This window comes from Geodermatophilus obscurus (assembly GCF_900143215.1).
GTDB classification, from domain to species: Bacteria; Actinomycetota; Actinomycetes; order Mycobacteriales; family Geodermatophilaceae; genus Geodermatophilus; species Geodermatophilus obscurus_A.
Genome location: NZ_FRDM01000031.1, coordinates 24,035 through 44,546, shown reverse-complemented (window position 1 = coordinate 44,546; position 20,512 = coordinate 24,035). Strand labels below are relative to the sequence as shown.

20 protein-coding genes, 1 tRNA gene and 1 pseudogene are annotated in these 20,512 nt (G+C 72.7%); 15 read left to right on the top strand and 7 right to left on the bottom strand.

Translation table 11 applies throughout. The features are described 5' to 3' along the window. Positions 1–83 precede the first annotated feature (83 nt). The 9 genes from BUB17_RS20055 (at position 84) to BUB17_RS20015 (ending at position 6,844) form a co-directional block, all read left to right on the top strand. Entirely contained in the window at positions 84–1,025 is a 942-nt protein-coding gene (locus BUB17_RS20055) for an ABC transporter permease (RefSeq protein ID WP_141243118.1), read from the top strand. A 44-nt stretch (positions 1,026–1,069) separates the two neighbouring features. After that, the gene (locus tag BUB17_RS20050; RefSeq protein ID WP_072920448.1) at positions 1,070–2,077 is read left to right on the top strand and encodes an ABC transporter ATP-binding protein; all 1,008 of its coding nucleotides are present in this window, start codon (positions 1,070–1,072) and stop codon (positions 2,075–2,077) included. Continuing rightward, the gene (locus BUB17_RS20045; protein ID WP_083606459.1) at positions 2,074–3,201 is read left to right on the top strand and encodes an ABC transporter ATP-binding protein; all 1,128 of its coding nucleotides are present in this window, start codon (positions 2,074–2,076) and stop codon (positions 3,199–3,201) included. The genes BUB17_RS20050 and BUB17_RS20045 overlap by 4 nt, the downstream gene beginning before the upstream one ends. 91 nt (positions 3,202–3,292) lie before the next feature. Next, complete coding sequence (locus tag BUB17_RS20040; protein WP_072920447.1) at positions 3,293–3,706, top strand: TIGR03668 family PPOX class F420-dependent oxidoreductase; 414 nt, start codon at positions 3,293–3,295, stop codon at positions 3,704–3,706. A gap of 14 nt (positions 3,707–3,720) precedes the next feature. Continuing rightward, positions 3,721–4,581 (top strand): LLM class flavin-dependent oxidoreductase, encoded by an 861-nt coding sequence (locus BUB17_RS20035; RefSeq protein ID WP_072920446.1) that lies wholly within the window; start codon positions 3,721–3,723, stop codon positions 4,579–4,581. Between the two features lie 76 nt (positions 4,582–4,657). Further along, positions 4,658–5,365 carry a class I SAM-dependent methyltransferase gene (locus tag BUB17_RS20030; RefSeq protein ID WP_072920445.1) on the top strand — a complete coding sequence of 236 codons (708 nt, stop codon included), beginning with the start codon at positions 4,658–4,660 and terminating at the stop codon, positions 5,363–5,365. A gap of 293 nt (positions 5,366–5,658) precedes the next feature. Continuing rightward, on the top strand, positions 5,659–6,291 hold the full coding sequence (locus BUB17_RS20025; protein WP_072920444.1) for a hypothetical protein: 633 nt from the start codon (positions 5,659–5,661) through the stop codon (positions 6,289–6,291). Positions 6,292–6,449: 158 nt separating this feature from the next. After that, positions 6,450–6,689: a hypothetical protein gene (locus tag BUB17_RS20020; protein ID WP_072920443.1), complete on the top strand. Its 240-nt coding sequence runs from the start codon at positions 6,450–6,452 to the stop codon at positions 6,687–6,689. Between the two features lie 68 nt (positions 6,690–6,757). After that, positions 6,758–6,844, top strand: a tRNA-Ser gene (locus BUB17_RS20015). A gap of 77 nt (positions 6,845–6,921) precedes the next feature. Here the strand turns inward: BUB17_RS20015 and BUB17_RS20010 are convergent. Continuing rightward, entirely contained in the window at positions 6,922–7,554 is a 633-nt protein-coding gene (locus tag BUB17_RS20010; protein ID WP_072920442.1) for a site-specific integrase, read from the bottom strand. A gap of 403 nt (positions 7,555–7,957) precedes the next feature. Here BUB17_RS20010 and BUB17_RS20005 point away from each other — a divergent pair, with 403 nt between their 5' ends. From BUB17_RS20005 to BUB17_RS19990, 4 genes are all read left to right on the top strand, one after another. After that, positions 7,958–8,539, top strand: coding sequence for a hypothetical protein (locus tag BUB17_RS20005; protein ID WP_141243116.1), 582 nt, complete (start codon positions 7,958–7,960; stop codon positions 8,537–8,539). A 328-nt stretch (positions 8,540–8,867) separates the two neighbouring features. After that, positions 8,868–9,431, top strand: a complete 564-nt coding sequence (locus BUB17_RS20000) for a dihydrofolate reductase family protein (RefSeq protein WP_072920440.1) — start codon at positions 8,868–8,870, stop codon at positions 9,429–9,431. Between the two features lie 432 nt (positions 9,432–9,863). Then, on the top strand, positions 9,864–11,000 hold the full coding sequence (locus BUB17_RS19995) for a macrolide family glycosyltransferase (protein WP_208983511.1): 1,137 nt from the start codon (positions 9,864–9,866) through the stop codon (positions 10,998–11,000). 278 nt (positions 11,001–11,278) lie between these two features. Next, positions 11,279–12,154 (top strand): alpha/beta fold hydrolase, encoded by an 876-nt coding sequence (locus BUB17_RS19990; RefSeq protein ID WP_083606455.1) that lies wholly within the window; start codon positions 11,279–11,281, stop codon positions 12,152–12,154. Positions 12,155–12,811: 657 nt separating this feature from the next. Here BUB17_RS19990 and BUB17_RS19985 read toward each other — a convergent pair. Beyond that, the gene (locus tag BUB17_RS19985) at positions 12,812–13,501 is read right to left on the bottom strand and encodes a gamma carbonic anhydrase family protein (RefSeq protein WP_072920439.1); all 690 of its coding nucleotides are present in this window, start codon (positions 13,499–13,501) and stop codon (positions 12,812–12,814) included. Between the two features lie 333 nt (positions 13,502–13,834). Between BUB17_RS19985 and BUB17_RS19980 the strand changes: the two genes are divergently transcribed. Further along, complete coding sequence (locus BUB17_RS19980; RefSeq protein ID WP_083606454.1) at positions 13,835–14,296, top strand: VOC family protein; 462 nt, start codon at positions 13,835–13,837, stop codon at positions 14,294–14,296. Positions 14,297–14,365: 69 nt separating this feature from the next. Here BUB17_RS19980 and BUB17_RS19975 read toward each other — a convergent pair whose 3' ends face one another. The 3 genes from BUB17_RS19975 to BUB17_RS19965 all read right to left on the bottom strand — a co-directional run bounded on the left by BUB17_RS19975 (position 14,366) and on the right by BUB17_RS19965 (position 17,372). Continuing rightward, complete coding sequence (locus tag BUB17_RS19975; RefSeq protein WP_072920437.1) at positions 14,366–15,208, bottom strand: ABC transporter permease; 843 nt, start codon at positions 15,206–15,208, stop codon at positions 14,366–14,368. Beyond that, complete coding sequence (locus tag BUB17_RS19970; RefSeq protein WP_072920436.1) at positions 15,205–16,188, bottom strand: ATP-binding cassette domain-containing protein; 984 nt, start codon at positions 16,186–16,188, stop codon at positions 15,205–15,207. The genes BUB17_RS19975 and BUB17_RS19970 overlap by 4 nt, the downstream gene beginning before the upstream one ends. Before the next feature lie 407 nt (positions 16,189–16,595). Further along, entirely contained in the window at positions 16,596–17,372 is a 777-nt protein-coding gene (locus BUB17_RS19965) for an N-acetylmuramoyl-L-alanine amidase (protein ID WP_141243115.1), read from the bottom strand. Positions 17,373–18,044: 672 nt separating this feature from the next. Here BUB17_RS19965 and BUB17_RS19960 point away from each other — a divergent pair. Then, positions 18,045–18,260, top strand: coding sequence for a polysaccharide deacetylase family protein (locus tag BUB17_RS19960; protein WP_208983509.1), 216 nt, complete (start codon positions 18,045–18,047; stop codon positions 18,258–18,260). 76 nt (positions 18,261–18,336) lie between these two features. Here BUB17_RS19960 and BUB17_RS27975 read toward each other — a convergent pair. Both BUB17_RS27975 and BUB17_RS19955 read right to left on the bottom strand, forming a co-directional pair. Next, a pseudogene (locus BUB17_RS27975) lies at positions 18,337–18,693 on the bottom strand (transposase); the annotation flags it as partial. A gap of 312 nt (positions 18,694–19,005) precedes the next feature. Continuing rightward, positions 19,006–20,511, bottom strand: coding sequence for a tripartite tricarboxylate transporter permease (locus BUB17_RS19955; protein ID WP_072920434.1), 1,506 nt, complete (start codon positions 20,509–20,511; stop codon positions 19,006–19,008). Position 20,512 lies beyond the last annotated feature (1 nt).

Sequence of the window (20,512 nt, the reverse complement as noted above, 5' to 3'; positions counted from 1 at the left end):
GCGATGACATCCCAGCCGGGGCCTGCTGCGATGACATCCCAGCCGAGTCGTGCTGCGATGACCCACAGCCGGGTCCTGCTGCGATGACCGGCGCGCCCCTCCCCGAGCCCGCCGCCTCGCCGACCGCCACCGAAGCCGGCGTCCCGTCGACGACGCGCCCGCCGCGGCCCCGGTGGCGGGAGACCCTCGGGTTGCTGATCCGGAACCCGACCGCGGCGACCGCAGCGACGCTCCTGCTGCTCATCGTCCTCATGGCCGTCTTCGACGACACCATCGCGCCCAGCGGCGCCAACGAGATCGCGGTCGAGGACCGTCTGCAGCCGCCGAGCCTCGAGCACCCGTTCGGCACCGACGACCTCGGCCGGGACATCCTCAGCCGGGTGGTCCTGGGGGCGGCGGTCTCGCTGCGGGTCGGGTTCCTGGCGGTCGCCTTCGCGCTGGTCGTCGGCGCGACGATCGGCCTGGTGGCCGGCTACTACGGCCGCTGGGTGGACGACGTCCTGATGCGGTTCATGGACATCATCTTCGCCTTCCCCGCGGTGCTGCTGGCGATCGCGGTGCTCGCCGTCCGCGGTCCTGGCTCCGGTAACACCGCCCTGGCCATCGGCATCGTCTACGTCCCGATCTTCGCCCGGGTCACCCGCGCCAGCGTGCTCGGCGTCCGGGAGGAGGTGTACGTGCGGGCGTCCCGCTCGGTGGGGGCGTCGGACCTCCGGCTGATCACCCGGCACGTGCTGCCCAACGCGGCGCCGCCGATCATCGTGCAGACCTCGATCAGCCTGGCCTTCGCCGTCCTGGCCGAGGCGGCGCTGTCCTTCCTCGGGTTGGGCACCCAGCCGCCCAACCCGTCGTGGGGGTTGATGCTGGCCGAGGGGCGCGGCTTCATCGACCTGGCCTGGTGGCTGGCCTTCTTCCCGGGGCTGGCGATCTTCCTGACCGTGCTGTGCTTCAACCTGCTCGGTGACGGGCTGCGGGACGTCCTCGACCCGCGCCAGCGCACGCTGATGGCCGGGAGCGGTCGGTGAGCGGCTCTGCCGTTCCACCGGCTCCGCCGGGCGGGAGCGAACCAGTGCAGTCGACGAGCGCGCCGCTGCTGGAGGTGGAGGACCTCCGGGTGCGGCTGCGCACGCCGCGCGGTCCGGCCGAGGTCGTCAACGGGCTGAGCTACGCCGTCGGGCGCGGCGAGACGGTCGCCGTCGTCGGGGAGTCCGGCAGCGGCAAGAGCGTCTCGGTCCTTGCCCTGCTCGGGCTGCTGCCCGTCCGGGTGGCGACGGTGACCGGCGCCGCGCGGCTGGACGGCGAGGACCTGCTCACCATGCCGCCCGAGCGGCTGCGCGAGGTGCGCGGCCCCGGCGTCGGGATGGTGTTCCAGGACCCGATGACCTCGCTGAACCCGGTCCTCACCATCGGCCGGCAGCTGGTCGAGGGGATCCGCGCGCACGGCGAGGTGTCCAAGGCCGCGGCGCGGGAGCGGGCGGCCGGGCTGCTGGCCGAGGTGGGCCTGCCCGACCCGCAGCGCGCGCTGGACCGCTACCCGCACGAGCTGTCGGGAGGCATGCGCCAGCGGGTGGTCATCGCGATCGCGCTCGCCCACAACCCCTCGCTGCTCATCGCCGACGAGGCCACCACGGCCCTCGACGTCACCGTGCAGGCGCAGATCCTCGACCTGGTGGCGGGGCTGCAGAGCGAGCACGGCACCGGGGTCGTCTGGATCACCCACGACCTGGGTGTGGTCGCCGGGATCGCCGACCGGGTGCTGGTCATGTACGGCGGCCGCTGCGTGGAGGACGGCTCGGTGGACGACGTCCTGGAGCGTCCGGCGCACCCCTACACGCGCGGGCTGCTCGGCGCACTGCCCGACCTGGCCTCCTCCGGCGACGGCGAGCTCGCGACCGTGCCGGGGGTGCCGCCCGCGCCGACCGACCTGCCCGCCGGGTGCGTGTTCTGGCCGCGCTGCCCGGTGCGCTCCGACCCCCGCTGCGAGACGGAGCAGCCGCCGCTGGCGGTGGTGGGCGCGTCGACGGGCGGACTGCCGCACCGGGCCGCGACGTGGTGCGAGGAGGGGAGCCCACGATGACCGACCTGCCGCAGGGGCCGACCGCCCACGCCCGGGGCGTCCCCGCCTCCGACGTCCCGGCCTCCCCGGTGCCGGCGTCCGACGTGCCCGTCTCCGGCGTCCTCGTCTCCGCGCGGGGGCTGGAGGTGCACTTCCCGGTCCGGTCCGGCAACGCCCTGCGCCGGACGACGGGGCTGCTGCGCGCCGTCGACGGCGTGGACCTCGACATCCACCGCGGGGAGACGCTGGGGCTGGTCGGGGAGTCCGGCTGCGGCAAGTCGACGCTGGGCAACGCGCTGCTGCGCCTGGTGGAGCCCACCGGCGGGACGGTGACCTTCGACGGCACCGACGTGACCGGGCTGGACCGCCGCGGGCTGCGCGACCTGCGCCGGCGGGCCGGGATGGTGTTCCAGGACCCGTTCGCCTCGCTCGACCCGCGCCGGACGGTTCGGCAGACGGTGTCCGAGCCGCTGGAGGTGCACGGCCTGCGGTCGGGACGGCAGGAGCGCTCCGCGCGGGTCGCCGAGCTGCTCGAGCTGGTCGGCCTGGACCCCGCGGTCGCCGACCGCTACCCGCACGAGTTCTCCGGCGGGCAGCGGCAGCGGGTCGGCATCGCCCGCGCACTGGCCGGCGAGCCGGACTTCCTGGTCTGCGACGAGGCGATCGCGTCGCTGGACGTCAGCGTCCAGGCGCAGGTGCTCAACCTGCTCCGCCGGCTGCAGCGACAGCTCGGGCTCACGCTGCTGTTCATCTCGCACGACCTCTCCGCGGTCCGGCACGTCTCCGACCGGATCGCGGTGATGTACCTGGGGCGGGTCGTCGAGGTCGGCCCCGCCGCGGCGGTCGGCTCGGACCCGAAGATGCCCTACACCCAGGCGCTGCTCTCGGCGGTGCCCGTGCCGCACCCGGCGCTCGAGCGGACGCGGCAGCGGGTCGTGCTGGGCGGCGACGTCCCCTCGCCGGCGAACGTCCCCAGCGGCTGCCGGTTCCGCACCCGCTGCCCGTACGTCTTCGAGCCCTGCCCCGACGTGGACCCGGCACTGCAGCCGGTCGGCGCGCCGGGTCAGCTCGCCGCCTGCCACCTGCACGGCGTCGTCGGCCGCCCGGTCGAGCAGGAGGACGCCGTTCCCGCACCCGCCGACTGAGCAGTTGCGGTCGCCCAGGACGGAGTGTCGGCGACTGCAACTGCGCACTCGCGGGTTCCTCGGGTGCCGCCGTTACTGGTAGGACAGGCGCGTGCGGACGGCGGAACTGCGCAGGCGCTTCGCCTCCGGCGCGGTGGCCCGGCTGGCGACGGTGCGGCCGGACGGCGCACCGCACGTCGTCCCGGTCGTGTTCGCGGTCGTCGACGGCACGGTCTACTCGGCGGTCGACGCCAAGCCCAAGCGGACGCCCCGGCTGCAGCGGCTGGTCAACGTCCGGGTCGAGCCGCGGTGCGCGCTGCTGGTCGATCACTACGAGGACGACTGGTCGCGCCTGTGGTGGGTCCGGGCGGATGGCACGGCCGCGGTGGTGGACGAGCCGCCGGCCACGCACCCTGGTCTGGTGGCGCTCGCCGAGCGGCACCCGCAGTACCGCGAGCAGCCCCCGACGGGCCCGCTGCTCGTGGTCACCGTCGAGCAGTGGAGTGGTTGGTCGAGCACTCCCTGAGGAGAGGACCCGGCATGGAGATCGGCATCGGCATCCCGAACAGCGTCCGGGGCACCACGGGTGCCCAGCTGCTCGAGTGGGCGAGACGGGCGGACGCGGCCGGCTTCTCCACCCTGGCCTCGATCGGCGCGGTCTCCTACCCGTCCTACGAGGAGCTGACCGTGTTCGCCGCCGCCGGCGCGGTGACCGAGCGCATCCGCTTCCTGCCGAACGTGCTGATCGCGCCGGCGCGCAGCACCGCCGAGCTGGCCAAGCAGGCCGCCACCGTGCAGGAGCTCACCGGCGGCCGGCTCACGCTGGGCCTCGGGGTCGGGTGGCGGGAGGCCGACTACACGCTGACCGGACGCGACTTCGCCGGGCGCGGCCGGCTGTTCGACCAGCAGCTGGCCGATCTGCGGCGGGCCTGGGCGGGGGAGCCGCTCGTCGAGGGGACCCGCTCGGCGACGCCCGAGACCGGTTCCCCGGGGGTCCCCGTGCTCGTCGGCGGCAACACCGACGCGGCGATCCGGCGGACGGTGGAGCACGGCATCGGCTGGACGGCGGGTGGCCTACCGCCGGAGGCGACCGCGCCGTTCGTCGAGCGGGTCCGCGCCGCCTGGGCGGAGGCCGGTCGTGAGGGCTCCCCGCGCATCGCCGCGCTCAACTACTTCGCCCTCGGCGACACGGAGGAGCAGTCCCGCGCCTACCTGCTGGACTACTACGAGCCGATGGGCAGGGAGGCGGCCGAGTACATCGCCGGGAGCGCGCACCGCTCTCCGCAGGCGATCAAGGAGGTCATCGCCGCCTTCGCCGAGATCGGGGTGGACGAGCTGATCCTCGACCCCACGGTGTCCGATCCGGCGCAGGTGGAGATGCTCGCCGAGGTCGCCTTGTAGGTCGGGTGAGCGGTCGCGGCCGCCCACCCGCCGATCGGCCCGGTCACCGGGCGGGCCGGTGTGCCAGGGTGGCCCGATGGCGGGTGTCGAGCAGAGGAGCGGTCGCCGGACGGCGGCTCACGGGTTCTACAAGGGTCACAGCGTCCACGCCGCGCCGGGTGTGCACGAGTACGCCGTGGAGCTGGTGCGGGCGGCGCTGCCGCACGGCGGGCGGGTGCTGGAGGTCGGCGCCGGCTGCGGTGCCCTGGCGCTGCGGCTGCGCGACGCCGGCCTCGACGTCGTCCCCACCGACCTGGACCCGCCGCACGACTGGATCCACCGGCTGGACCTCGACGACCCGCAGTGGACCGACGAGACCCAGGGCCCGTTCGACATGGTGGTGTGCGTCGAGACGCTGGAGCACGTGGAGAACCCGCGGCAGGTGCTCCGCTCGATCCGCTCGCTGCTGCGGCCGGGGGACAAGCTGCTGGTCAGCACGCCGAACGTCACCCACCCGCACTCGCGGCTGAAGATGTTCCTCCGCGGCGCGCCGTTCATCTTCGGCCCCCGGCACTACCACGAGCCCGGGCACATCACGATCCTCCCGGACTGGATGCTCACCGAGCACGTCCGGCTGGCCGGCTTCGACGACATCCAGGTCACGCGCGGTGGCGACACCTTCTACACCGGCCTGACCCGCGCGGCCTACCGCGTCGAGATGGCCCTGCTCGCGCTCCTCGGGCTGCGACGGCGCGCGCAGCACGGCGAGGGGATCTGCACGTTCGTCACCGCCGTCGCGGTCTGACACGCCGGGGCGCGCGTCGTCCTCCCGAGGTGATCGACCCGTCCGGGGGCGCCGGCACGCTCGCCGGGCGGCGGAACGGTCGACATGTGGGTGCGCGCTGCGGCGGGTCACCGTGGCCGTTGGGGCGAATGGCAACGATTCGGCGTCGCGGACGCGAGGGCACGTCGCGCGCGTCCCGGAGAAGCGGGCTGCGACACCTATCGTTCTCGCACGCCGCCGGCACGCCGACGGCGCACGGGAACCTGTCGCCCTTCCCCGGTGACGGCCCGTTGTCGGGGGAGGTTTGGTCGCCGGTGAGCAGCATCGTGGGCACCCGGTTCAGCGAGGTGGTCCTGGGCGGCGTCGTCCGCCAGGGCTGGTGGCTGGTCGTCGACGAGGAGGACGGCCCCGGGTTCGTCCTGGCCGGTCCCTTCGGTGACCGCGACGAGGCCGTGTGGGCCCTCGACGACCTCGAGGACGCCCCGGCCGGTCTGCACCCGGTGTACGGCGTCCGGCGGGCCGACGGCCTGCTGCGCCGCCGGTCCTCACCGCAGGACCGCACGTGGTGGTCCTTCCTCGGCGAGCAGGTGGACCGGCTGCCCGAGGGGTGGGACGCCGACCTGGACGACGAGCACCCGCTGCCCGGCCTGGTCGTCGAGGTGGTCGCGGTGCTGGCCGAGGCGGGGCTGTTCCTCTACGACCCCTCCGATGCCGACGGCGAGCTGGGCGGGGTGTGCCTGACCCCCGAGGCGGCCCTGGACGGCGTCGTCGTCAGCTGGCGGCAGCACGACCGGATGAGCCGGGATCAGCTGCACGGCGCCGCCGCCGACGCGCTGGTGCAGCAGGTGATGAACCGCGCGCTGGCCGAGGTGCTGACCGCGCGTGGCTTCGCGGTGGAGCCGCTCGGCGGCGCCTGCGTGGTCCGGGAGGGCGAGCTGCCCGAGTAGTCAACTGCCGACCCTTCCGCGGTCGATCATGGGGTTGTGGCAGGAGGACCCGCCGCGACCCGGCGAGGCGTGCGGCAACGACCCCATGATCAACACGGGGAGCGCGGCAGGCGGACGGCTCCGCCGGGCGGTCCCGCGTGCCCGGCTAGCGTGGCGCCGTGGCCGCCACCCCGTTCCGTCCGCCCTGGTTCGGCAACCGAGGCGTGCAGGTGCTCGCCGGCGGAGCACTCGCCTACTGCCTCGTGCAGCTGGTGGTGCAGCTCGTCGACGGCCTGTGGTCGCAGGCGTTTCTCGACTTCGCCTGGAGCGTGCTGTTCGGCTACGTGCTGGTCGAGTCGCTGCGCTTCCGCCGCGAGCAGGACGCGACCTCGGGCAAGCCGGTGGAGCCCGGCGACTGACTAAGGGCCGAGGCCCCTGCGGGTGTGGGCCGTGCGTGGCGGCCCGACGGGATAGCCTCGACCCGCCAGGAGGGCTCGCCTAGTGGCCGATGGCGGCGGTCTTGAAAACCGCTATGGGGTAACACCCATCGTGGGTTCGAATCCCACGCCCTCCGCTCCTGACCAGGGGTTTTGCGCTACCCGAGGAGCTCCTGCGGGAGGCGCCCGGCGCCGCCGATCGCTCGCGTGCCCGCTACGTGCCCGTACGGTTCGGGGTCGTGCCCGCTGCGAGGCGCCCCAGGCGGGCCGCGACCTCGGCGTCGCGTCGCTCGGCCGCGTGCTGGTAGATCATCGCCGCGCGGGACGACGAGTGGCCGGCACGTCGCATGACCTCGGCCAGGGTCGCCCCGCTCTGCGCCGCCACGGTGAGTCCGGCATGCCGCAGGTCGTGCAGATGGACGCCGGGCAGGTCGGCTGCTCGCCGGGCCGTGCTCCAGGTGGCGTGGACATGATGCGCGCGGAGGACCCTCCCGTCCCTCCGCACGAGCAGCCGAGCGGTCGGCAGCGCCGGGGAGCGGGTCTTGAGGTGTTGGGCCAGTGCCGAGACGCCCTGCGGCGGGAGGTGGACGACGCGCCGGCTGCCCGCCCTCGGTGGGCTCTCCACGAGGCCCGCGTCCGTCTCCACGACCTGCCGCTGCACGGCCACGGTGCCGGCGTCCAGATCGATGTCGCCGATGCGGAGGGCCAGCAGCTCGCCGGGGCGCGGGTGGGCCCAGAAGGCCAGGTCGACGAGGCCCCGGAGGTTCTCGGGCATGTGCGCGGAGAGGTGCTGCACCTGGCCGACGTCCAGCAGCGGCCGTGGCCAGGATGGCGTGGAGGAGGGCATAGGCCTGCCTGGTCGCCGTCGGACCGGTGGCTGCGCTCGTCTCGGCGTGCCACCGCCGCACCGCGGCCGGGGTGAGCCGGTACACCTGGACGCCCGCCCGCTCCCGCAGTTCCTGCGGCTACCGGACGCTGCGATCTGCCACGACTCCATCCTCCTCCGAGGACTGGAGTCTCCGGGCTCGCCGCAGCGGTTCAGCCCCCCGGGCGGTGGGGCATCGACGGCCGCGATCCGGCGTCAGCCGGACAGTGACCGTTCCCGGTGACGCGGGATAGACGCTGCGGTGATGCGGTCACCGCAGACTGGCGATGCCGGTGACCAAGGTGTGCGCGCACCGCTGCCTTCGGCTGACTGCGCTGTTGATCCGCTGCAGACATGGGCGACGAGCATCGTGGAGGAGAGGTCGATGACCACAGTCCTGACCAACACTGAGTGGAAGCTCGCACAGCGGGCTGTGATTCGGGCGTTCCGTGCGGACCGGTACGTCCTGATCGTCGCCGAGGGAGATTCGCCCTCACCGGGTTATGACGTGGACATCGTCCAGAGCCCGCTCAAGATATTTCCGCCCCAGTTCAACCTCCTCCGCCGGGAGCGCCCGGGAGTCTGGCCCGACGTCATGACGCCCTACCGTTACGGGGAGGTCGTCCCCTTTCCCACCGACCAGCCGGTCGTGACGGTCCATCACGCCGACGGCCAGGACGCCGTCGAGATCAAGGATTGCGGCGACGATCTGCAGGACTTCGCAATTGCCGTGGCCGGCAGCCCCGACCTGCCGTGTCCTTCCGGCGCGGAGCAAGCAACCGGCTTCTCTCGGAGTCTCAGCTTCGACGAGGCCTTTGCGAATGCTCTGAGCGGTCTGCCGCCCTTCGAGCCCCCATTCCCGGATGCCATGGCGCGCATCAAGGTTCTCGAGGTCGGCGCCCTGTTCGGTGGTTTCCCGGGCTTTCATGACCTCTTCGTTCGGATCTGCCGTACCGTCGGAGGCTGACCCGGATCTTCCACAAGCGTGATCACCACTGTCATCGTCGGGCTCGGGCTCCGCGACAACGGCCATGCGTTCCATGCCGACCACGGCAATCGCCGCAAGCGGATCCCCGTGCAGGACGCCCGAGCTTGGTCACCAGCCGAATCCGGGCATCGCCGCCGACCGTTCGCTTACCGGTCGTCCTACGGGGCGCTGTGCCGGTCGTCGTCCCCTTCGGTACGCAGCATCCGCTTGGCGCGGTGGTCAACCGGCCCTCGGTGTGGTCTGACCGATAAATTTTCCGCGCCGTGTTGGTCTGTACGCCGAATACCGACCCACGGGAGGCTACGCCATGCGGAAACTGACCTTCGGCATGAACCTGAGCCTGGACGGCTACATCGCCGCGCCCGGCGACGACCTCGGCTGGAGCGTGCCGAGCGACGAGCTGTTCCAGTGGTGGTCCGACCGGGTGGGGGCGACGGGCCTGGCGCTGTACGGGCGCAAACTGTGGGAGACGATGAGCTCCCACTGGCCGACCGCCGACCAGCAGCCTGGCGCCACACCGGCGCAGATCGAGTTCGCCCGCCGCTGGCGGGACATGCCGAAGGTGGTGTTCTCCTCGACGACCAGCGCGGTCGACTGGAACGCCCGCCCGGTCGCCGGCGACGCTGTTCCCGAGATCACCCGGCTCAAGACCGAGGATGGCGGTCCCATGGACGTCGGCGGCGCCACCCTCGCCGCGGCGGCCATGCGGGCCGGGCTGATCGACGAGTACGCGATCGTCACCCACCCGGTCCTGGTGGGCGGTGGCACGCCGTTCTTCACGGCCCTGGACAACTGGGTGAACCTGAACCTGGTGGAGACCCGGACGTTTCCCGACGGCGTGCTCCTGACCAGGTACGAGACCAGGCGGTGAATACCCGACCTCGGATCGGCGCGGGCCCGGGCCACGCAAGGATCTCGTGGCCGTCAGGGGATCCCTGCGGGACGACGATGGCTGGCTGCTCCGTTCCGCTCGACCATCGCCGTAACCGCTTCGGCCAGCCGGACGCGGTCCTCGATCGGTGCTCCAGCGGGTCCCGCGCAAGGGAATCGGTGAGCGGTACGGTCGTCCTCGGTGCGGGTGCCGGCGTTGCCGCGAGGAAACCTCCCGCCCCTGCGGCGGCAGGTCGCTGAAACCCCGTTGATCGGCGCGGCCCCGACGCGTCAGGCTCCTCATGTGCAGCAGCTCCTCTTCCTCTAGGGCCGGCCCAGGCCGCACCCCCGGCGCTCGACGTCCCGGGGTGCGCCCGCGTGCCCCGCGCCGCCCGTCCGGGCGTCGCGTCCCCCTCGAGGAAGGACTGCCCCCGTGAACCTGCTGATGGTCGGTACCACCGCACCAAGCCACGTACACCCCGGCCTCGCCGTCATCGCCGAGCTCGTCCGCCGCGGCCACCGCGTCACCTACGCCGTCGGGGAGCGCCTCGCCCCGCTGGTCGCGCCCACGGGCGCCGACGTCCTTGCGCACCGCTCGGTCCTGCCCACCGCGGACGAGCACTGGCCACAGGACGTGGCGCAGGCACGCCACGTGTTCCTCGACGAGCAGGCGGCGGTGCTGCCGCTGCTGGAGGAGCAGGCGAGGCCCGATGCGGTGCTCTACGACATCGGCGGCTACGCCGGCCGCGTGGCCGCACGGCGCTGGGACGTCCCCGCCGTGCAGCTGAGCCCGGCGTACGTCGCCTGGGACGGCTACGAGGAGGACATGGCCGAGCACGAGGCGACGGTGGCGGCCGGCCCCAGCGGGCGGCGGTTCGCCGCGGCGCTGCGGGAATGGCTCGACGCGCACGGGGTGACCGACGACGGCGAGGCGTTCCTGGGCCGGCCGTCGGCGTGCGTCGTCCTGGTGCCGCGGGTGTTGCAGCCGCACGCCGACCGGGTCGACCCCGACCGCTACGTCTTCGCTGGACCGTGCCCCGACCCGTCGCGGCTGACCGGCTGGGCGCCACCACCCGGCGATGACCGGCCGCTGGTCTACGTCGGCCTGGGCACGGCCTACACCGACCGCCCTGACCTCTACCGACTGTGCCTGCAGGTCCTCGGCGAGGACCACCGCGTGGTCCTCGCCAGCGGCAAGGTCGACCCGGCCGCCCTCGGCCCGCTGCCGCGGGGAGCGGTGGTGGCGCGGGTGCAGCCGCAGCTGGACGTCCTGGCGCACGCCGACCTGTTCGTCACCCACGCGGGGATGGGCGGCGCGGGGGAGGCCCTCTGGTACGGCGTGCCGACGGTCGCCGTCCCGCAGGCGGTCGACCAGTTCCTCAACGCCGAGACCCTGGAGCGCATCGGTGCGGGAGTCCGGCTGGAGGCCGTCGAGCCGGGCGCGCTGCGCTCGGCCGTCGCCGCCGCACACGCCTGCGCCGGCCGGGTGCGGGCGCTGCAGGGCGAGGCGCTTACCACCGGCGGGCCCGTCCACGCGGCCGATGCAGTCGAACGCCTCGTCACCGGCTGAGTCGCGACGCTCGGACTGCCGTTCGTCCAGGGGCAGCGGGGACGGCGGGCCCGACCTGTGCGATGCGCCCGCCGTACGCCGCACCGCCCGGCCTGCCGCGCCCTCGACCGGCCGCGCGCGGCTGGCCGCGCACCCCGGCTGGATGCGTAGGCCGCCCCTGGTGAAGTGCTGGGCCGACCACCAAGGCGCGTCGCGCAGAAGGATCCCCCGACGGGAACGGGCGAGCCGTGGGCGTCACCGCTGCCCGTCGGAGATACCGGTTGTCGCGGTCGCCTGGCGTGAGCAGGCTGCGGGCTCACATCGACATCCTGAGAGGCGCCTTCGTGTCGACGACGTCGCGCACCTCCGCTGGCATCGCCTACGACCGTGCAGGCCCCCGCGGTGACCTGCCCGTCGTCCTGCTCCACGCCGGCGTGGCCGACCGCCGAATGTGGGAGCCCCTCTGGCCGGCGCTCACCACCGAGCGCGACGTCGTCAGACTGGACCTGCGCGGGTTCGGCGAGTCGGCAGGACGTCCACGTGGAGCGCTCTGCCCGGTCGATGACGTGGTCGCCACGTTGGCCGAGCTCGGCATCGGCCGCTGCCACCTGGTCGGTGCCTCCTTCAGTGCCGGCGTGGCCATCGAGGTCACTCTGAGCCAGCCCGCGCAGGTGGCCTCCTTGTTCCTCATCGCGCCGGGTGGCTCGCTCATCGCCGAGGCGACCCCGGACCTGCGCGCGTTCACCGAGGCCGAGGGCGCCGCCCTGGCCCGTGACGACCTGGACAGCGCCGTCGAGGCGAACCTGGCCTGGTGGGTCGAAGGTCCCCAGCGGACCGCCGACGACGTCGACCCGACTGTGCGCGACCTGGTCCGACGGATGCAGCGCCGCGCATTCGAGGTGACCGCCGGATGGGACGACGTCGAGGAGCGCGAACTCGACCCGCCCGCGCTCGACCGGCTCGCCGAGATCCAGGTGCCCACCCTGGTCCTCGTCGGTGCCCTGGATCTCCAGGCGGTCCACGACGCGGCACGGCGCCTGGCTGTCGGCATCGCCGGCGTGCGGCGCGTCGACTGGCCAGGCACCGCTCACCTGCCCTCGATGGAACGCCCCGAGGACTTCCTCGCGTTGCTGCGCGACTGGCTGCCACCCCGGAGACCGCCGGACCCGTCGTGATGCCTCGGGCGCACCCCGAGACGCCACTTGGCCCGCTCCGCCCGACGCGCGCCTACTCGGCGTCCTTCGCCTCTGAACCCTCCACGTCATGGACCGCACTGCCAGCGCCACCCTGCCCGTAAGCGCATCCCGGCGGGACGCCGTCGCCGCACCCTCGGGGACCGCACGCATATCGCCGTAGCGCGTTCCCCTGCGGGACGCATGTCTCTCATGGCCAGGTCGTCGAGGAGGTCGCCGCTGACCGTTCGGTGTGCGGATACCTTGTCGAGCATCCTCCGGTGCTGGTCGGCGCCGGCAACCGGCGGACTGACAGGGTGATCACCGTGGACGAGAGGTACTCCAGGCCCCCTCCGGTGTCCGACCAGAGCGCCACACCACCTGGGGGGTGGCGCTGACCGTGCGCACCATCCCCAGCGTGCCAGGGAGCTCCGGCGTTGCCTCCGCCGCCGAGGCCGTGGTCGGTGTGACCATGACGTCCTCCCGGTTCATCAACCGCTGATCGTGATGTCAGGCGTCAGGAGTTTGCGTGCACGGGCCCAGGCGGTGGCGTGGTCACCACGCTTGCGTGCCCATCGACGGCGTCGTGGCACCGGCCGGGCGGCGGTCGAGCTGATTGCCAGCGTCCCGGGCGACCGAGGTGCCGCAGCGCGCCCCGGATCAGGGTCGGCGGGGGTCGATGTCGGCCTCCGGCGTGGCGAACGGAGCACTGCTGCCGGCCGCTCCCAGGTCCTCGGCCAGGTGCAGGCGGTGCTCGCGCAGCAGCCGGTCGTGGGCGTGCGCGCCGAACCACTCGCTCTGCCGGGTCATCCGTTCGGTCGCCGACGCGTCTCGGGAGACGCCGTAGACGGTGCCGGGGAAGTCCAGCTCCCGCTGCAGCGCCCAGATGTCCTCGTGCCGGTCCGGTGGCAGCACCTGCGCCGGGTTGCCGACCGCCACCCAACCGATGGGCACCACGGTGCCGGCCGGCAGCGCCGTGTTGACCTGCACGACGCCGTGCACGCGCACCTCGGCCCCCGATCCCAGGCGCGCGCCGGGGAAGACCGCGGCACCGGTGGCGATGAAGCAGCCGTCCTCGATGGTCGCCCCGTTGATGTGGGCGTGCGGACCGACCAGGACGTCGTCAGCCAGGACCGCCGGGTGCTCGCCCCGGCCGCGCACGAGGGCACCCTCCATCACCACGGTGCGCCGCCCCACCGACACGGCGCCGTTCTCGGCGGTGAGCACGGCGCCGAACAGGACCCGTGCCTGCGGCCCGACGTGCACGTCACCGCAGAGGACGGCGGTGGGCGCCACGTATGCGCTGTCATCGATCACGGGCCGGCGCCCGCGGTGCTCGAAGGACGGCATGGCGATCCCTCCCGGTGCGGCGCGCATTCCGATCCGATCCGCCGCCCAGCCTGCTCCGATCACACGCCTACGGCCAGCGGTCTCCTGCCGCTCGCCCGAGCATCAGCACCTCGGCGATCACCGCGGGGGGATCCCAGCGGGACGCCGTCGCTGCACCCCCGGGGACCGCACGCATATCGCCGTAGCGTGTCCGGCTTGCGAATCGCCAGCTCATGAGGACGCCGGATGGTGGGATGCCGGTCCAGTCGCAGGAGGACGGCGGATTGAGCGATGACTCTGGGAAGCCTGTCGGGTCGGTGTTGAGGAGGCTGAATCCGTCCTGGGGAGGGCATCGTGAAACTCGACCGAGCAACTGTGTGCCTGCCCATCGAGGATCGTTCGGTATCCCACGCCTTTTACACCGCCCTCGGGTTCGTGGCAGTGGGTGAGCCGGGTGACGATGGCCTTCCCGAGCCCCTGCAGTTCGAGATCGGCGTCGGTCTGCGGGTGATGCTGATCCCGGCGGTCGGCTTCGGCTGGGTGATCGGTCGACGTCGACGATCGCCCCGGGGTGCGCATGAGTGTCTCGTCGTGATCGGGCTGGACACCGATGCCGAGGTCGACGAGCTGATGCGCCGCGCACGGGATGCCGGCGCCGAGATCGTCTTCGAGCCCGGAAACCAGACATGGGGCCCCGTCTCGGTGGACGATGAGCTCGCGGAGACGCAGAGCCCAGATGCCTACGCCGGCGCCTTCGCCGATCCCGACGGCCACATGTGGCAGGTCACCCGCGCGGACGGCGTCCTGATCCGATGAGCCAGCCGCGAACCCATCCGCCGCGGTGACGGCAGCGAGCGCACCACACGTGCTGGCGGGAGCCTCGGTTCAGTCACGGGAACGGCGACGGAACGCCGAGACGGCGAGCGGCGCGAAGATCGCCGTGAGGACGACCGACCAGCCGATCGAGACCAGGATCGGGTGCTGCAACGGCCACGCGGCATCCGCGCCCGCGGGCGGGCCGTTCCCCCACAGCTCGCGGCACGCCTGGGTGATGGCCGAGACCGGGTTCCACTCGGAGATGGCCCGCAGCCAGGCCGGCATGCTCTCGGTCGGCACGAACGTGTTGGCCACGAAGGTCAGCGGGAACATGACGGTGAACATGAATCCCTGCACGGCCTCGACGGTCCGCATCAGCGAGCCGACCCAGATGCCGAGCCAGATGAGGGCGAAGCCGAACAGCAGCAGCAGCGCGAACGCGAGCACGCCGTCGACGAACCCGTTGCGCACCCGCCAGCCGATCAGCAGACCGGTCACCGCCATGACGGCGACGCCGATGCTGGAGTGGATCAGGCTCGAGATGCTCCGCCCGACCAGCACCGCCGACCGGGGGACCGGCAGCGACTTGAACCGGTCGACGAACCCTTTCTGCAGGTCGCTCGTCAGCCCCATGGCCACGATCGCGGAGGAGAACACCATGGTCTGCACCATGATCCCGGGAAGCAGGAACTCCTTGTAGTCGGCGCCCGGAGCCGCGATCGCCCCGCCGAAGACGTAGGCGAACAGCAGCACGAACATCACCGACTGCACCGTGACGTCGAGCAGCATCTCGGGCATCCGCCGGATGTGCAGCAGGTTGCGCCAGACGATGGTCGACGACGCCCGCAGCAGGGACGGCGGGGAGATGGGCGGCCGCGTGGCCGGTGCCCGGGTGGCCTGGACGGTGGTCATGTCGTGACTCCCTCGTTCGTCGGGTCCGCGGCATCCTCGGCCTCGGCCCGGTGCCCGGTGAGGTGCAGGAAGACGTCGTCCAGGCTCGGCCGGGTCAGGCCCAGGTCGTCGAGCTCGATGCCGCTGGTCTCGAACACCGCGGCGATGCGCGTCATGTCGCCGAGCCCGCCGGCCTGCGCGGTCAGCCGCCGGCTGCCTCGCTCGACGTGCACCTCCTGGCAGCAGGACTCCATGAGCTCCGCCGCCCGGTCGACGTCCGCGGCGTGGGTCAGGGTGACGACGACGCTGGCCCGGCCCGCCTGGTCCTTGAGCTGTGTCGGCGTGCCGGCGGCGATGACCCGGCCCTTGTCGACCACCACGATCTCGTCGGCCAGGTGGTCGGCCTCCTCCAGGTACTGCGTCGTCAGGACGAGGGTGGTGCCCTCGCTCACGAGCTCCCGGAGGACCGCCCACAGCCCCGACCGGCTCTGCGGGTCCAGGCCCGTCGTGGGCTCGTCCAGGAAGAGGATCGGCGGTGCCGCCAGCAGGCTGACCGCCAGGTCGAGACGGCGACGCATCCCGCCGGAGTACGTCTTCGCCATCCGGTCGGCCGCGTCGAGGAGGTCGAAGCGGGTGAACAGCCGCTCGGTCGCTTCCCGGACGTACTTCTTGGGCAGGCCGTAGAGACTGCCGATCAGCTTGAGGTTCTCCCGTCCGGTGAGGATCTCGTCGACCGTCGCCGCCTGACCGGTGAGGCCCAGGCTGCGGCGGACCTCGGTCGGTTGCCGCAGGATGTCGAACCCGGCCACCCGGCCCGTCCCGCGGGTGGGGATGCTCAAGGTTGTCAGCATCCGCACGAGCGTGGTCTTGCCCGCCCCGTTGGGCCCGAGCAGGCCCAGGACCGAACCCTCAGGGACGACGAAGCTCACCCCGTCGACGGCTCGGGTCTCACCGAAGTGCTTGACCAGGTCGATCGCCTCGACGGCCGGTGCGGCGTTCATGCCGTGATCCTGTTCCTCGGTGCCGACAGATCGACGGCGGTGGTCCTCCGCGGGGTCATGCGGCCAGCATGCGACCTCGAGCCAGCTTGAGGGCAAGCGGATTTCCACGTCGTCCGGGCGACGACGACGCGGGGACCGCGGTGACTCCGGCCGGCTCACCACGGCGCGACCCGCCCGTGCCACCCGCGCCCCCGAGGTCTCCGTGCTCCCGCCCACGGTCACCGTCATCGGCGTCGTGGTCCTGGCCACGTACCCACGATGCCGGAGGTCCTCGGTGCCGCCCGGGTCATCGCCGGCGTCGCCCTGCACCGGTGGATCCGCGACGATCCGCCGGACGGACCCTGGTGAGGACGTCGGCCGACGCAGCGGTCCGCTCCGGGTCACCACTCACGGTCGTGGGTGGCGGGTCAGCGTGGCGTCGGCCTCAGCGCGGTGACCGCGGCCGGGAACACGTCTCGCACCAGTTCATAGGCGGTGTCACCAGGGCACGTGGTGAGGGACATGTCCCGATGTCCGGCGATCGTCGTGGTCGTCACGGTGGTTCCGGCCGGCCAGCGGTTGGACCCACGGGACACGAAGGTGGTCGTCGCACCCGGCGCGGTCTCGATGGCATAGGTGTCCGCGAGTGCTGCGAGCAGAGCCGTCATGGACGTCCGGGCTTCCGGAGTCGGAGCCTCGGCCTGGTGGTTGCCGATGAAGCAGCACAACTGGGCGAACCCCTGGCTGCCACCGGTTGCATCGGCCATCACGGGACCGGCCAGGCTCCCGGTGCGGCCCTCCCACACCGTGCCGTACCGATCGACGAAGAAGTTGTAGGCGACGTCCGGCCACCTCCGGTCCGGCCCGGTGTGGAACCGGTAGAAGCCGCGGAGCAGACCGGGCACATCGCCGGGGCCGTAGTCGTTCGCGGACGCAGTGTGGTGGACCAGCAGGAAGCGGGTGTCGCCCGATCGCTCCTGCTGCAACGGACCCGCGGGCGTCAGGCCCCCGGCCCAATCGGCTCGCGGACGCACGTCGACCCCCCTGAAGGGGGTCCGGGCCCGAGCCTCCTCAGGCATCACTGCGACGAGCGAGATCGCCAGAGCTGTCGCAGACGAGCCGACGAGCACGGCACGTCGACTCAGAGCCCGTGGCGCAGCGCCGGCGTCGCCAGCCGCCGGTGTGCCCTGACGCTGATCGGTCATCTCCACACCTGCTCGTTGGGCGTTGCGTCGGCGGGCACCTCGACGTGGTCACCGTCGCCCACCCCACCCCACCCCACCCCACCACGCCCGGCGCGGACGACCGCCTGGGTGGAGCAGGGTCCGAGGAAGGCGGGGTGGAGCATGCCGCCGTCCGGGAGAGACCGGCGCAGCGCCTCGCTGGTGCTCCTGAGCGGTCATACACCCCCGTCCGATTCGCTGGCAATGCCCTGCACGTGCCGACGCCGCACCGGCGTCGGGGCTGACGGGGGCCCGTCGGCTGTTCGCGGCTGTGGACCTCGCGGCGCTACTGGCTGGTGGCGGCTCTCCGACCAACCGTCGAGGGCGCGCCCACGGCGGATCTGGGCCCGTTGACCGGGGACGGCTCGCCCGGTCAGCCCAGCACGGCATCGCAGCCGGCGAGCCGGCGCCCGCGGCGGGGGTTCCAGTGGACGCCGCACCTCCCGAGGCCCTCGCCCGGGAGCCGACCGCCGTCCGTCGTGCCGTTGGTCCTGGATCGGATCCGGGAGGTCGCAGCCGCTTGCCGGCGGCCCGGTTCCCGCGATGTGCTGAACGCCCGGGCACCAGGGAGCGGACGATGACGATGCGCGTGGACGAGGATCCCCGGACACCCGGCCGGTGGACACGCTGGGGTGGCAGGGCACGAGCGGCGGGATGAGCGCACAGCAGGTGGCGGACCGGGCGATGAACGCCCTCCGCCCCGGAGAGATCGTGCTGATGCACCTCGGGTCGCACCCGGAGGACGGCACGACTCTGGATGCCGACGCGCTGCCCGACATGATCGAGCGGATGCGCGCGGCCGACTACACCTTCGTGACCCTGGACGCGCTGATCTCCACGGAGGACCGCCGTCGTCTCGCGGCCGGGTGACCCAGCGACTCCACGGTAAGCACAGCGGACGGATGGTCGGCTCGACGTACCTAGCGAGTGCGGAGCTGTGGAGGCGGTGCAGCCAGGTGGAGCCCCGCTCCACCACCCAGCGCTGCTTGCCGAGCCCGTAGCCGTGCGCGACGCCGCGGCGGGCCATCCGTGGAGTGGTGCCGCGCTGGCGCAGCCGCCGGTGGTGGATGTCCGGTAATGGCCGCGGTCGGCGAACAGCTCGTGCGGCCGGCGGCGAAGTCAGCCCGCGTCGACCCAGGATCGGCGGGTGGCATCGCCCAGCAGGAGGAGCTGGGTGATGTCGTTGCGGTTGCCCCCGGTCAGGAGTGGCCACCGGCGGGATGCCGTCGGCGTCGCGAATCCGGTGGTGTTTGGAGCTCGGCTGCCCGCGGTCGAACGGGGACGGGCCGACGTGGTCCCCCCGTTACCTTCCTCGCGCAGGAGTGTCCAGAAGCCCGGGCGCCAGCGACGAGTGACTGCGACGGAGTCCGCCAACGTGGCGGCTCGGGCCGTCGTTCCGAGCGGCGACATCCAGTCGAACAGCGGACCTCGGTGCCGGGCACGGTGTGGCGCCTCAGCAGCAGAGGCCCGGCGGGCGGTTGCTACCCGGGTTCCCGGCTGTCGTGTCGAGCTGCCGCCGCGGTCCCCTCACGGTCGCGCGGCTTTCCGGGGGTCGGCACGAGCCAGTCGTGCATCGCGGTCAGGCCACGGTGGGGGGCGCCGCAGGCAGTCGAGCTCAGACGTCCGCTCGACGGCGCTCGGCGACGCGACGCCAGGCCGCAAAGCCCAGACCGGCGAGCAACAAGACGTAGAGGCCGATGGTGATGGGGCTGCTGACCAGCACCGCAGGGTCGTTCTCGGAATTGGCCATCGCGTCGCGGAGCGAGTACTCGGCGAGCGGGCCGAGGATCACCGCGATCAGCACCGGTGCGATCGGGATGTCGTAAAGCCGCATGGCCAGGCCGAGGACGCCGATCACCAGCATGATCACTAGGTCGATGATGCTGGCTCCGGCGGCGTACACGCCGAACGAGGCGAAGACCGCGATGCCGGCGTACAGGTAGGACTTCGGAACTCGCAGCAGCTGCGCCCACAGCGGCGCGAACGGCAGGTTCAGGATCAGCAGCACGACCATCGCGAGGAAGAAACCGGCGAGCAGCGGCCAGACGATGTCGCCGCTGCGCTCCAGCAGCAGCGGGCCGGGTTGCAGCCCGTACTGCTGGAACGCCGCCAGCAGGAGCGCGGCGGTCGCCGATGTCGGCAGCCCGAGCGCGAGCAGCGCGCCCATCGCGGTGCCGGCGGTGGCGTTGCCGGCGGCCTCCGGGCCGGCGACGCCCTGGATCGCGCCGCGGCCGAACATCGGCTTCGCCCGCCGCCGATCGAGCCGGCGCTCGGTGCCGTAGGACAGGAACGTCGGCACCTCCGCGCCCCCGGCCGGGATGACGCCGAACGGCAGGCCGTAGCCGGTGCCGCGCAGCCACGCCGGCAACGCCGCGCGGAACTCCGACCCGGACAGCCAGGGCCGCCCGCTGGGCAGCACCGTGTCCTGGGTGCCGCTGCCACTCGCCTTGGCGGCCTGGTGGAAGACCTCGCCCAGTGCCAGGAGCGACACGGTGATGACGACGATCGGGATGCCGTCCAGCAGCGCCGAGGAGCCGAAGGAGAACCGCGCCGTGCCGGTCGGCTGGTCGATCCCGATCATGGCGAGCACCAGCCCGATCGCCAGCGCCGCGAGGCCGCGCACGGCCGAGTCCGTGACGACGGCGGAGATCGCGATGAACGCGAGGACGGCGAGCGCGAAGAACTCGGCCGGCCCGAACCCGGTCGCCAGCTCCGCCAGCGTCGGGGCGAAGAACACCACGAGCACCGAGGCGACGGTGCCGCCGATGAAGGCGCCGATCGCCGCGGTGGCGAGCGCCTGCGCCGCACGGCCGCTCTGCGCCATCCGGTAGCCCTCGAAGGCGCTCGCGATCGCCGTCGAGTTGCCCGGGGTGTTCATCAGGATGCCGGAGATCGAGTCGCCGAAGAGACCGCCGAAGTAGATGCCGGTGAACATGATGAGCGCGTTCGTCGGCTCCAGCACGAACGTCAGCGGCAGCAGCAGCGCGACAGCCATCGCCGAGCCCAAGCCGGGCAGCACTCCGACCGCCGTGCCGAGCAAGGCTCCGATCAGCACGAACAGCAGCGCGGACGGGCTGAGGATGTCCCCGAACCCGCCGATCAGGTTGGAAAGCTGCTCCACG